The sequence below is a fragment of the Pseudomonas sp. NFACC43 genome (assembly GCF_900119645.1).
Lineage (GTDB): Bacteria > Pseudomonadota > Gammaproteobacteria > Pseudomonadales > Pseudomonadaceae > Aquipseudomonas.
The window spans coordinates 866,985-880,346 of the sequence record NZ_FPKK01000001.1 but is presented as its reverse complement, the minus strand read 5'-3'; the positions used below and the strand labels follow the sequence as shown (position 1 = coordinate 880,346).

12 protein-coding genes are annotated in these 13,362 nt (G+C 61.1%); all 12 read left to right on the top strand.

Translation table 11 applies throughout. The features are described 5' to 3' along the window. The first annotated feature begins 27 nt into the window (after window positions 1-27). Window positions 28-756 (top strand): class I SAM-dependent methyltransferase, encoded by a 729-nt coding sequence (locus BT179_RS03810; protein WP_072430245.1) that lies wholly within the window; start codon window positions 28-30, stop codon window positions 754-756. Further along, window positions 753-1,601, top strand: a complete 849-nt coding sequence (locus BT179_RS03805; RefSeq protein WP_072430246.1) for an NAD-dependent epimerase/dehydratase family protein — start codon at window positions 753-755, stop codon at window positions 1,599-1,601. Before BT179_RS03810 ends, BT179_RS03805 begins: the two co-directional genes overlap by 4 nt. Beyond that, window positions 1,598-2,575: an ATP-grasp domain-containing protein gene (locus BT179_RS03800; RefSeq protein ID WP_072430247.1), complete on the top strand. Its 978-nt coding sequence runs from the start codon at window positions 1,598-1,600 to the stop codon at window positions 2,573-2,575. Before BT179_RS03805 ends, BT179_RS03800 begins: the two co-directional genes overlap by 4 nt. Next, window positions 2,556-3,233: a metallophosphoesterase family protein gene (locus BT179_RS03795; RefSeq protein WP_072430248.1), complete on the top strand. Its 678-nt coding sequence runs from the start codon at window positions 2,556-2,558 to the stop codon at window positions 3,231-3,233. The genes BT179_RS03800 and BT179_RS03795 overlap by 20 nt, the downstream gene beginning before the upstream one ends. Before the next feature lie 51 nt (window positions 3,234-3,284). Then, a complete protein-coding gene (gene rffA / locus BT179_RS03790) occupies window positions 3,285-4,430 on the top strand; it encodes a dTDP-4-amino-4,6-dideoxygalactose transaminase (RefSeq protein ID WP_072430249.1) in 1,146 nt (381 codons plus the stop codon). A gap of 430 nt (window positions 4,431-4,860) precedes the next feature. Further along, window positions 4,861-5,598 (top strand): flagellar basal body rod protein FlgF, encoded by a 738-nt coding sequence (locus tag BT179_RS03785; RefSeq protein ID WP_072430250.1) that lies wholly within the window; start codon window positions 4,861-4,863, stop codon window positions 5,596-5,598. Between the two features lie 49 nt (window positions 5,599-5,647). Continuing rightward, window positions 5,648-6,433, top strand: a complete 786-nt coding sequence (gene flgG / locus BT179_RS03780; RefSeq protein ID WP_053154880.1) for a flagellar basal-body rod protein FlgG — start codon at window positions 5,648-5,650, stop codon at window positions 6,431-6,433. Window positions 6,434-6,481: 48 nt separating this feature from the next. Further along, window positions 6,482-7,177 (top strand): flagellar basal body L-ring protein FlgH, encoded by a 696-nt coding sequence (gene flgH, locus BT179_RS03775; protein WP_072389553.1) that lies wholly within the window; start codon window positions 6,482-6,484, stop codon window positions 7,175-7,177. A 45-nt stretch (window positions 7,178-7,222) separates the two neighbouring features. Further along, window positions 7,223-8,293, top strand: coding sequence for a flagellar basal body P-ring protein FlgI (locus BT179_RS03770; protein WP_165887907.1), 1,071 nt, complete (start codon window positions 7,223-7,225; stop codon window positions 8,291-8,293). A 10-nt stretch (window positions 8,294-8,303) separates the two neighbouring features. Next, complete coding sequence (gene flgJ, locus BT179_RS03765) at window positions 8,304-9,620, top strand: flagellar assembly peptidoglycan hydrolase FlgJ (RefSeq protein ID WP_072389551.1); 1,317 nt, start codon at window positions 8,304-8,306, stop codon at window positions 9,618-9,620. Between the two features lie 10 nt (window positions 9,621-9,630). Beyond that, on the top strand, window positions 9,631-11,697 hold the full coding sequence (flgK, locus tag BT179_RS03760; RefSeq protein WP_072430251.1) for a flagellar hook-associated protein FlgK: 2,067 nt from the start codon (window positions 9,631-9,633) through the stop codon (window positions 11,695-11,697). 13 nt (window positions 11,698-11,710) lie between these two features. Then, complete coding sequence (locus BT179_RS03755) at window positions 11,711-13,276, top strand: flagellar hook-associated protein 3 (protein ID WP_072430252.1); 1,566 nt, start codon at window positions 11,711-11,713, stop codon at window positions 13,274-13,276. Window positions 13,277-13,362 lie beyond the last annotated feature (86 nt).

The window sequence follows — 13,362 nt, the reverse complement described above, 5'->3', positions numbered from 1 at the left end:
TTTGCCCCCCAGCGGAGTGCATGTGACATGAGCAACAATCTCGATACCTTCATCGCAGCCTACAGCGACAGCTTTGGCTATGCGTATGACAACAACATCATTCTCAATTGGTATCCCCAACGCATCATGGCGCTGTGCACCAAGGAGCAAAGCCTGCTGGAGCTTGGTGTCGGCCATGGCTTCAGCACCCACCGCTTCTCGCAGTTCTTCAGTGAGCACACGGTGATCGATGGCTCCGCGTCGGTGATCGCTCAGTTCAAGGCGCAGTATCCGAACAATGCAGCCGAGATCGTCGAAAGCTATTTCGAGACATTCGATACCGACAAGCGTTTCGACCTCATCGTGATGGGGTTTGTCCTTGAGCACGTCGATGATCCGCAGGCTATATTGCAAAAATTCAAGCATTACCTGGCGCCGGGTGGCCGCTGCTTCGTGCTGGTTCCCAATGGGGAGTCGCTGCATCGGCGGTTCGGTCATGCTGCCGGTCTGCTTGACGACATGATGGCGCTGGGTCGTGGCGATCTGGAGCTGGGCCATGTGCGCAGCTATTCGCTTCAGACCCTGACCGCTGAGCTGGAAACTGCCGGGTTCCAGGTGGTGCGCAAGGAAGGTGTCTTCCTCAAGCCCTTCACCACCGGACAACTGCAAGAGCTGCACCTGGGGGGCGACATCCTTCACGCGATGTGCACCGTGGGCATCGATTATCCGGAGCTCAGCTGTGCGCTGATGCTCGAAGCGGCAGTCGCCCCATCATGAAAAGCCTGGTGATTGGAAGTACCTCGGTCATCGGCAAGGCGGTCGCCCAAGCCTTGTCGTGCCTTGGCCCCGTCAAGCTGGCGGGGCGCCGGGATGCCGATATCGCTTTCGACCTGAGCCGCCAGGAGCCCTTCGCGTGCGACGAGCGTTTTGACATTGTCGTGCTGGCCGCCGCAGATTTCGGCGGCCGCCAGCCGGACGAGCTGGTCCGCGCCGAACTGGTCAACAGTGTTGGTACGCTGGCGGCCTGCCGCCTGGCCGAGCAATGTGGCGCCCGTCATTTCATTCTGCTTTCATCGCGTTCGGCGGGTGACCGGCCGACGGATCCCTATTTCGGCATCTATTCGCTTTCCAAGCGCCATTCAGAAGAGGTGGCGAGTCTTTATTGCCGGGAACGGGGCATGACCCTTAGTGTTTTGCGCATCAGCCAAGTCTACGACGACGGCGAACAGTGCAGGCTTCACCAGCCGTTGCTGTACGCCATCGCCGATAAGGCACAGGCGGGGCAGGGCGTCGAGTTGTATGGCAGCAACGACGCCAGGCGCAACTATCTGCACCTGAGCGATCTGACCGAGGTCTGCGTGCGGCTGGCAAAGCAGGGCATCCCTGGTTTGTATAACTGTGGTCATCCCGAATCTCCCCGTCTTTCGGCGATTGTCCAGGCTGCGTTCGAGGCGTTCGGCAAGCCGTTGGATGTACGCTTCCTGCCCGAAAAGGGTGATATCCCCGACCTTGCCCCTTTCGAGTGTGCGCACGAGCTGTACCAGCAGATCGGTTTCACCCCTCGAATCGACGTTCGCCGGGGCTTCGAGCTGATGAGAGCGCACAGGGAGGGGCTGTCATGAAGACCGTCATGGTGACTGGCGTAGGGGCCATCATGGGGTACGGCCTGCTCAAGTCGCTGCGTGAAGCGGCTCCTTCTGTTCGCCTGGTCGGCACTGATATCTACGACGACGCTGTCGGCCGCGCCTGGAGCGATGTCTTCGAGCAGGCCCCGTATACCGCAGCCTCCGAATATGGACAGTGGCTGGGCGATACGCTGGCCAGGTACAAGGTTGATCTGCTTATTCCCGGCATCGAACAGGACGTTCATTGGTTATCGGACAACCGGGCACTGCTGGCCCAATGGGATTGCCAAGTGGTGCTCAACAACCCGCATCTGATCGATCTTTCCCGGGACAAATGGGCAATGGACCAGGCGCTGGTAGCGTTGGGGGATCCCAGCCGTATTCCCAGCCTGCTGTCGGGGGATTTTCATTCGCTCGAGGCTGCCCTGGGGCTGCCGTTCCTGCTCAAGCCGCGCCGCAGTTATGCCTCCAAGGGGCTGGTCTGGGTACGCGAAGAGCGTGACTTTACGCCTCATGCGGCGCTGCTCGGCGATTACCTCATGGCGCAGCCCATCATCGGCAGTGCGGCCGATGAGTTCACCGTAGCGGCTTTTGGCGACGGACAGGGCAATACCGGGCCCACCATCAATTTCCAGCGCAGGCTGGCCTCGGATGGCTCGACCGCCAAGGCCTGGGTATATCGGGATGACGCTCTGGACCAAGTCGTGGCCAGGCTGTGCCGTGCCTTCAAGCCGGTCGGACCGACCAATCTGCAGTTCCGTCGCGGTCATGACGGGTCCTGGAGCCTCCTCGAGATCAACCCGCGGATCTCTTCGACCAGTTCGATACGTCGCGCATTCGGTTACAACGAAGCTGCCATGTGCCTGGATCATTACCTCGACGGCAAGACGCTGACCCAGCCAGCCCTTCGGGGTGGTTTCGCTGTTCGTTATATAGAGGATTTCATCGTCTATGATCGGGATCATTTCTGACATACACGGCAATTACAGTGCCCTGCGGACAGTGTTGGCCAAGCTTGACGAATTGGGTGTGACGCACATTATCTGCCTGGGCGACACGGCCGGTTATTACAGCCAGGTCAATGAGTGCTGCGATGCCCTGCGCGAACGGAACATCTTTTCCGTGATGGGCAACCATGACTGGTACCTGGCCAGGAACGAGCGCTGTCCTCGCTCCAATAGCGCCAATGCCTGCCTGGATTATCAACGGGGCGTCATCACCTCACAGAACCTGGCATGGTTGGGGGCGCTCCCTGAGCGCTCTACCCAGCATGACTTGAGCATTGTCCATGGCGGCTGGAACGATCCGCTGGACGAGTACGTGCGTCCGTCACAAGCGTATTTCATGCCGTTTCCCGGTCGTCATTTCGTGTCAGGCCATACCCATGTCCAGCACTTGTGGAGTGGCGAGGACAAGCTCTATTGCAATCCCGGTTCCGTCGGCCAGCCACGTGATGGTGATCCCCGGGCAGGTTTCGCCACTTGGGATGGCGAGATATTCCACCTGCATCGGATTGAATACGACATCGGTGAAACCCAAGAGGCAATGAAGGACGCGGGATTCACCCCGTATTTTTATGAAAACCTTGAAACAGGCAGCCAGATAGGTGGGCGGCTCAGTGCGGTTTAAGACTTCGCGCTGTGCACCACTGATGACTATGCCCACCCATGGAAGTTTGCAATGAGCCAAGAAACGATCGCCTTCAACAGCCCCTACATGACCGGCAGGGAGCTGGATTACATTGCCCAGGCCAAGTTCGGAAACATGCTCGCCGGTGATGGCCCATTCACCAAGAAGTGCCACCGCTGGCTGGAGTCCAATACTGGTTGCAGCAAGGCATTGCTCACGCATTCATGTACCGCTGCGCTGGAGATGGCGGCTTTGCTGCTGGATATCCAGCCTGGCGATGAAGTCATCCTGCCCTCCTATACCTTCGTCTCCACCGCCAATGCCTTTGTATTGCGTGGCGCAGTGCCGGTCTTCGTCGATATACGACCCGATACCCTGAATCTGGATGAGCGTCTGGTCGAGGCAGCAATCACATCCCGGACCAAGGCCATCGTGCCCGTCCATTACGCCGGGGTGGCCTGCGAGATGGATGCCATCCTGGCGATTGCCCGCAAGCATGGGCTGGCAGTGGTTGAAGACGCCGCACAAGGCGTGATGTCGACCTATAAAGGCCGAGCACTGGGCAGCATCGGTGACCTTGGAGCATTCAGCTTTCACGAAACCAAGAACGTGATTTCGGGTGAGGGCGGGGCTTTGCTGGTCAATGACCCCGAGCTGGCGCTGCGGGCCGAGATAATTCGGGAAAAAGGTACCGATCGCAGTCGTTTCTTCCGGGGCGAAGTAGACAAATACACTTGGCAGGAGGTGGGCTCGTCGTTCCTGCCCGGAGAAATCATTGCCGCCTTCCTCTGGGCCCAGTTGGAAGAAGCCCAGGCCATCACCCATCGCCGTCTGGCGATCTGGCATAGCTACCATGCCGCATTGGCGGAGCTGGAATTCCAAGGGGTGCTGCGTCGTCCGATAATCCCTGAAGATTGTCAGCACAACGCCCACATGTACTACGTGCTCCTCGCCCCGGGCGTAGAGCGCCAGGCGGTGCTCGATACGCTGAAAAAGCATGCGATCCATGCCGTGTTTCATTACGTGCCGCTGCATTCTTCGCCTGCGGGCGCACGTTATGGGCGGGTTCATGGCTCGATGGAAATCACGGATGGCTATTCCGAGCGTTTGTTGCGTCTGCCACTCTGGCTGGGCATGACCGACGACCAGCAAGGTCGGGTGGTGGAAACCCTGGGCAATGCCTTGATGAGAGCCTGACTGGCTGGTTGAAAGTATGACCGAGGTGTTGTCCTGCAAGGCCTCATTCGGCGAAACGCCGTGTCAGGGACCTGAGCTTCACTGACACACCTTGGTCTGGCCTCGGGGGTTGGCGGCCCTGTCGGGCCAGGAATATCCAGGCAAGTCGTGGGGGTGGCGGCTTGCGCTGCGCCTTAAATCGGACCTGTCCCTGGTCTGGCTTGTCCGTGATGGCCGGCGATGCCTCCAGCCTCCAGGCCAGCCCTTGCCACTTGGCGGCATGACACCGCCGGTTTTTCGTCTTCCATCGGTTGATGGCCTCCCTCTCGAAGTCCCTCAACCCCTTTGTTTGCCGGGCTTGGCGCCGTTAGGAAAAAGTTGGTCTGCAAATTGCTTGAGGCTGTGCAACACAGCAGTGGACGGCAAACGTCCGGCATGCAGAGGAACGAAAGTGGACAAGTACCTTTATGTGGCAATGACCGGCGCCAGCCAGAATGCGCTGGCGCAACGGGCCCATGCCAACAACCTGGCGAACATCTCCACCAACGGCTTCCAGAAAGACCTGGAGCAGGCACGTTCGATGCCCGTGTTCGGCGACAGCTTTCCGGCGCGGGCATTCGCCATGTCCGAACGTCCAGCCACGGACTTCACGCCGGGTGCACTGGTTGAAACCGGTCGCGACCTGGACGTGGCTGTCAGCGGGCCGGGCTGGATGGCCGTGCAGAACCCCGACGGGGGCGAAAGCTATGTGCGCACCGGCAGCCTGAACGTTGACGCCCTGGGCGTGCTGCGGGCCGGCAACGGCATGCCGGTCATGGGCAACGGCGGTCCGATCGCCGTGCCGCCGGAGCAGAAGATCGAGATCGGCCAGGACGGCACCATCAGCATCCGCGCCATGGGCGAAGGCCCGCGCGTGATGGCTGAGGTCGACCGCATCAAGCTGGTCAACCCGGACCCCAGGAACATGACCAAGGGCCTGGACGGCACGATCCGTACCAAGGACGGCCAGCCGGCGCCCATCGATGCCAACGTGCAACTGGTGTCGGGCTTCCAGGAAGCGAGCAACGTCAATGCCGTGGATGAGATGACGTCGGTGCTGGCCCTGGCCAAGCAATTCGAGCTCCACGTGAAAATGATGAACACCGCCAAAGAAGGCGACGAGGCCATGGCTCGGGTCTTGCAGATCTAACCATTAACTACAGCGTCGCGCCGAAAAACAGGCGTACGAGGAGAATCGAATGCTTCCGGCTCTATGGGTTGCCAAAACCGGTCTGTCCGCCCAGGACACCAACCTTTCCACCATTTCCAACAACCTGGCGAACGTGTCGACCACGGGCTTCAAGCGTGATCGCGCCGAATTCCAGGACCTGCTGTATCAGGTCAAGCGCCAGCCAGGTGCCCAGTCGACCCAGGACAGCGAGCTGCCGTCGGGCCTGCAAGTGGGTACGGGTGTGCGCATCGTCGGCACCCAGAAGAACTTCAACGCCGGCAGCCTGCAGACCACCGAGCAGCCGCTGGACATGGCTATCGACGGTCGCGGCTTCTTCCAGATCCTGCAACCGGACGGCACCACGTCCTATACCCGTGACGGTACGTTCCACCTCGATTCCAATGGCCAGATCGTCAACGCCAGCGGTTTCGCCCTGGAGCCGGCCATCATCATCCCGAACGATGCCCAGACCTTCACCGTGGGCCGTGACGGCACCGTGTCCATCACTGTGGCGGGCAACCCGGCCGCCCAGGTGATCGGCAACCTGCAGACCGCCGACTTCATCAACCCGGCCGGTCTGCAAGCGGTGGGCAACAACCTGTTCCTGGAAACCGCCGCCAGCGGTGCGCCGCAAGTCGGCACGCCGGGGTTGAACGGTTTCGGCACCACGCTGCAGAACACCCTGGAAACGTCCAACGTGAGCACCGTTGAGGAGATGGTCAACATGATCACCACCCAGCGCGCCTACGAGATGAACTCCAAGGTGATCTCCACCGCCGACCAGATGCTCTCGTTCGTTACACAGAATCTGTAATCACGTCAGGGCGACCCTGGGTCGCCTGCAACACCTAGAGGTAGGGTCATGAATCGCTTTGTATCTGTACTGGCACTGAGTGGGATCACCGCGCTCGCGGGCTGCGTCGCGCCTACGCCCAAGCCCAATGACCCGTACTACGCTCCGGTGTTGCCGCGCACGCCGCTGCCGGCCGCCGCCAATAACGGCTCGATCTACCAGGCCGGCTTCGAACAGAACCTGTACAGCGACCGCAAGGCCTTCCGGGTCGGTGACATCATCACCATCACCCTGAACGAGCGGACCCAGGCCAGCAAGAACGCCAACTCGCAGATCGACAAGACCAGCGAGACCAGCGTCGGCCTTACCTCGCTGTTCGGCTCCAGCCTGACCACCAACAACCCGATCGGCAGCAATGACCTGAGCCTCAACGCCGGCTATGGCGCCGACCGGGCCACCAAGGGTGACAGCAAGTCCGGGCAGAGCAACAGCCTGACCGGTTCGATCACCGTGACCGTCGCCGATGTGCTGCCCAACGGCATCATCGTCGTGCGGGGCGAGAAGTGGCTGACCCTCAACACCGGTGACGAACTGGTGCGTATCGCGGGTATGGTCCGTGCGGATGACATCGCGACCGACAACACCGTTTCGTCGACTCGTGTGGCCGATGCGCGCATTACGTACTCGGGTACCGGTGCGTTTGCCGATGCGAGTCAGCCGGGCTGGTTCGACCGTTTCTTCCTCAGCCCCAAGTTCCCTTTCTAGGTGGTCAAGTTGAATCTTAAACAGCTGTTGCTCGGTGCCCTGGTCATGTCGGCGGCCTTCAGCGTTCAAGCCGAGCGCCTGAAGGATATCGCCAGCATCTCCGGCGTGCGTTCCAACCAGTTGATCGGCTACGGCCTGGTCGTGGGGTTGAACGGCACGGGTGACCAGACCACCCAGACGCCGTTCACCTTGCAGACCTTCAACAACATGCTGTCGCAGTTCGGCATCAAGGTGCCGGCGGGTTCGGGCAACGTGCAGTTGAAGAACGTCGCGGCGGTCTCGGTCAGCGCCGATCTGCCGGCGTTCGCCAAGCCCGGTCAGCAAGTGGATATCACCGTTTCCTCCATCGGTAACTCCAAGAGCCTGCGTGGTGGCACCTTGCTGCTGACGCCGCTCAAGGGGATCGACGGCAACGTCTACGCCATTGCGCAGGGCAACCTGGTGGTGGGTGGTTTCGATGCCGAAGGGCGCGATGGTTCGAAGATCACCGTCAACGTTCCGTCGGCAGGTCGCATCCCTGGCGGTGCGTCGGTGGAGCGTGCGGTGCCGAGCGGTTTCAACCAGGGCAACAGCCTGACGCTGAACCTCAACCGTTCCGACTTCACCACCGCCAAGCGCATCGTCGACAAGATCAACGACATGCTCGGCCCAGGCGTGGCCCAGGCCATCGACGGCGGTTCGATCCGCGTCACTGCGCCCCTGGACCCGAGCCAGCGGGTCGACTACCTGTCGATCCTGGAAAACCTGGAAGTCGATCCGGGCCAGGCGGTGGCGAAGGTCATCATCAACTCGCGCACCGGTACCATCGTGATCGGCCAGAACGTCAAGGTGTCGCCAGCGGCGGTGACGCACGGCAGCCTGACGGTGACCATCACCGAAGACCCGATCGTCAGCCAGCCGGGGCCGTTGTCCAACGGCCAGACCGCCGTGGTTCCCCGCTCGCGGGTCAATGCCGAGCAGGAAGCCAAGCCGATGTTCAAGTTCGGCCCGGGCACGACCCTGGATGAAATCGTCCGGGCGGTGAACCAGGTCGGCGCGGCACCGGGCGACCTGATGGCGATTCTCGAAGCCTTGAAGCAGGCCGGCGCGTTGCAAGCCGACCTGATCGTGATTTAAGGGACGAGCCATGGATATGCGCAAAGGTGCCTTGATCAGCGGGGATTCGGCTTCCTACTCGGACCTCAATCGCCTGAATCAGCTCAAGGTCGGCGACAAGAACAGCGACGGTAACCTGCGCAAGGTGGCGCAGGAGTTCGAGTCGCTGTTCATCGGCGAGATGCTCAAGTCCATGCGTTCGGCCACCGAGGTGCTGGGCAAGGACAACCCCATGAATACGCCCGAGGCCAAGCAGTACCAGGAAATGTACGACCAGCAGTTGGCCGTTTCCATGTCCCGCGAGGGCGGAGGCATCGGCCTGGCGGATGTGTTGCTGCGTCAGATGTCCAAGAACAAGCCCCTGGCATCGGGCGAGGCGGCCACGTTGTCGGCCGCCAAGCAGCAAGAGGCGCAGGATCAGGTTGCCAAGGCACCGGTGCCCACGCCTGTGGCTGCCGGAACCCTGTCCGACGGGCCTCTTTCGCGCACCAGCGGCCAACGTCCGCTGTGGGCTTCGCGGGCCGTGAGGGCACCGCAGGAAGCGGGCGAGGGTGGTCACCGCAACGACATGGAGCTGCTCAATCAGCGTCGCCTGGCCTTGCCGCCGAAACTGGCCGACCGACTGTTGGCCGGGCTGGTGCCTTCGGCTGTGGCCAATGGCAAGGTCAATGCCGATGCCCCCGCGATGAACATCCTGCCGGACCGCGCCGTTACCGGCGTCAAGCCTGCCTCTGGCGAATTGGCCAATGGCGACTGGTTGGCGACGCTCAAGGCCGCCGAGTCCAAGGGCGACATGCAGATTTACGGCCGCGCCGTGGCACAGCCGCCGCTGGCGCCGGCGCGCAAGGCTTTCCGCGATGCCGACGAGTTCGTCAACGCCATGTTGCCGATGGCCAAGGAAGCGGCAGACCGCATCGGTGTCGATCCGCGTTACCTGGTGGCCCAGGCTGCCCTGGAAACCGGTTGGGGCAAGTCGGTCATGCGCCAGCCCGATGGCAGCAGCAGCCACAACCTGTTCGGCATCAAGGCCAGCAAGAACTGGACGGGCGATTCGGCCCGGGCGATCACCAGCGAATTCCGCAATGGCGAGATGGTCAAGGAGACGGCCGAGTTCCGTTCCTACGCCTCGTACCGCGACAGTTTCCATGACCTGGTCAACCTGCTGCAAAGCAACAGCCGCTATCAAGATGTGCTGAAGTCGGCCGATAACCCGGAACAGTTTGTACGCGAGTTGCAGAAGGCCGGTTACGCCACCGATCCGAACTACGCCAGCAAGATTTCGAACATAGCCCGGCAGATGACGAGTTACCAAAACTACGCGTCGGCTGGCGCCACAACGACTTTATAAGGTCTGAACCATGAGTTTGCTCAATATCGGGATGTCGGGTCTGTCCGCAAGCCAGACCGCACTGGTAACCACGGGTAACAACATCGCCAACGTCGATACCGCCGGGTATTCGCGTCAGCAGACCGTGCAGACCACCAAGGCGTCGAACCAGTACGGCAACGTGTTCATTGGTTCCGGCACGACCCTGGCCGATGTGCGCCGGGTATATAACTCGTATCTTGAAGCGCAGTTGAAAACCACCACCTCGCTCAACAGCGATGCGGCGGCCTACCAGGGGCAGATCACTCCGCTGGACTCCCTGCTGTCGGACAGCGGTACCGGCCTCAACGGTGCGCTGACCAAGTTCTTCGCCTCGGTGCAGAACGTCAACGCCAAGCCGGGGGACGATGCGTCCCGCCAACTGCTGCTCAGCGATGCCCAGGCCTTGAGCAACCGTTTCAATTCGGTTGCCAGCCAGTTGACCGCCCAGAACGAGAACATCAACGGCAACCTGTCGAACATGGTCGACCAGATCAACAGTCTGGCCACCACTGTTGCCCAGTTGAACAAGAAAATCGCCGAAGTCTCCAACTCCGGCGGCGCGCCAAACGATCTGCTCGATGCCCGTAGCGAAACCATTCGCCAACTGTCCACGTTCACCGGCACCCAGGTCGTCGAGAACGGCAGCAGCCTGGACATCTACCTCGGCTCCGGCCAGCCACTGGTCATGGGCAATATCACCAATAAACTCGAGGCGGTGCCGGACAAGAACGACCCGGGTCGCATGGGCATCCAGCTCAACAGCGGCTCGAGTGTCATGGACCTGACCCAGGTAATTACCGGCGGTGAAATCGGCGGCCTGATGCGCTATCGCAGCACCGTACTGGATCCGGCCATGAACGAGCTGGGCCGGGTGGCACTGGTCGTCGCCGACCAGATGAATACCATCCAGGCTTCGGGCATCGACAAGAACGGTGCGTTTGGCTCCAACCTGTTCAGCAACATCAACAGCACTGCGCAGATGAGCCAGCGCAGCGTCGCCGCGCTGAGTAACAGCGCAGGTTCCGGCAACTTCAACGTGTCCATCGAAGACACCGGCAAGCTGACCACCAACGACTATAAAGTGACGTTCACCAGCGCCACTGGATATATCGTACAGCGCTTGCCCGACGGGACTTCGATGGGGGCATTCAGCACCACGACCACGCCGCCGCCGGTGATCGACGGTTTTTCGATGACCTTTGCCAACGGCACCGCGGCGGCCGGCGATTCGTTCAAGATCACCCCGACCCGCAACGCGGCGGGCAGCATCAAGACCGAGATGACCGACTCCAAGCGGCTGGCGATCGCGGCCCCGCTGGGCGCGGCCATTACGCCGGGCGGCAGCGGCACGCTGACCATTCCGGCCAGCGGCCAGCCGACCATGACGACCAAGCTGGACATCTATGATGAAGCTACCACCAGCATCATCCAGAACGGCATCAAGAACTCCATGCCGGTCAAGGTGGTGTTCGGTGCGACTTCGGCCGACGGCACAAGCCAGGCCTACCAGCTGCTCGACGCCCAAGGCGGTACGATCAGCAGCGGTACGATCAAGCCGGGCCAGAGCAACACCCTGAGCCTGAGCGTTCCGCTCAAGGACGCCAGTGGCAACCCGATCATGGATTCGTCCGTACCGCCGGTGCAGCGTACCGTCACGTTCGACATGTCCATTGCCGGCGCGCCATCCGAAGGGTCAGGCATCAATATCAGCCTCAGCCAGCCTGGCAGCCTGGATAACCGTAACGGCACCGTCCTGGCCGGCCTGCAAACCGCCAAGACCGTGGACACCGGCTCGTCCAGCAAGGGCATTTCCCTGAACGATGCCTACGGAAAACTGGTGGAAGGCGTTGGCGCCAAGGCCGCCCAGGGCAAGCTCGACAGCGCCGCCACCGGCGCGATCCTGAACAACGCCAAGACCGCTCGCGACTCGCTGTCTGGCGTGGACCTGGATGAAGAAACCGGCAACCTGGTCAAGTTCCAGCAGTACTACACCGCGTCTTCGCAGATCATCAAGGCTGCGCAACAAATCTTCAGCACATTGATCAACAGTCTTTAAGGAGCCGTAGCCCATGCGCATTTCCACCTCTCAGTTCTACGAAAGCACGGCTGCGAACTACCAGAAGAATTTCGCCAAGGTCGTCAAGACCAGTGAGGAAGCCAGCAGCCTGGTGCGGGTGAACACCGCCGCCGATGATCCGGTGGGCGCTTCGCGTCTGCTGCAACTGGGCAACCAGGCTTCGATGCTTTCCCAATATGAAGCGAACGTCACCACCATCAAGGCGACCCTGGGCACGACCGAAGCGGTCATGACCAGCATTGGCAACGTGCTGCAGCGCGCCAAGGAATTGGCCGTGAGTGCCGGCAACGCCGCCTACACCGACGCAGACCGCAAGGCCGTCGCTTCTGAGTTGGGATCGATCGAAGAGCAGCTGCTGAGCCTGATGAACACCAAGGATGAAAACGGCAAATACATCTTTGCCGGATCCAAAGGCGATGTCGTACCGTTCACCCGCAATGACGACGGTACCTACAGCTACAATGGCGACCAGGTGACCCTTGACCTGCCTATCGGCGACACCATGTCGATGGCCACCAACAGCACCGGTTGGGAAGCGTTCCAGCAAGCCGTCAACACCAGTCGCACCCAGGTCACCATGACCGCGCCGGCGGTGGATGATGGTCGCGTGGTGCTGACCAATGGGCAGGTGTCGTCCAGCGTTGCCTACAACGGCAAGTTTCGCAGCGGCGAGCCATACACCGTGGAGTTCGTCAGCGGCACCCAATTGAAGATCACCGATTCGGGCGGCAACGATGTCACCGCTGAAGCCAGCAAGGGTGGCGTCATCGAGCCTAATAACCAGGTCGGCCAGACCGTCAGCTTTCGCGGCGTCGACCTGACCCTGAACGTCAACCTTCATGCGGGCGACGCGCCAGGCACGGTGTTGCCCGGCCATACTTTTACCCTGGCTGCCAAACCCGACTCGTTCGCTCCTGCCCGCAGCCCGGGCAACACCACTGCGACCCAGATCACCGGTAGCGAAATCACCGATCCGGTGGCCTACCACGGCAGTTTTCCGACGGGGTCGGCGGTGCTGAAGTTCACCAGCGCCACGGATTTCGACCTGTATGCCGCGCCCCTGACCGCTGATAGCAAGCCGGTATCCAGCGGGACTCTGGCGGGCAACGTCGCCACCGCATCCGGCGTCAGTTTCACCCTCAATGGTGCTCCGGCGGCCAACGACCAGTTCAGCATCGCGGTCAATACCCACGAGACGCAGAACATCCTGGACACCGTGAACCAGTTGCGAACTGCTCTGAACACGCCGGCCGATGGCGACAATATCGCTATCCAGAAATTGAACGCGGCGCTGGCTTCGGGTATCGGTAACCTGGCCAGCGGAACCGACCAGTTGACCAGTGCTCTGAGCTCTGTGGGTGGACGCGGCCAGTCCCTCGATACCCAGAGCGATACCAACCAGAGCTTTGTCCTGGCGAATTCGCAAACCCAGTCGGCCATTCGTGACTCCGACCCGGCGGAAGTGATGACGCGCCTGACTTTGCAGCAGACTATGCTTCAGGCGTCGCAGTTGGCATTCAGCAAAATCAGTCAGCTGGGACTGTTCAACAAGATCTGATCCAAGGCGGGGGCCGTGATGCCAAGCACGGTCCCCGACCTGTTCCTTTACGATTCAGGACGTCCTGCTCTCGCCTGAGTTGACGC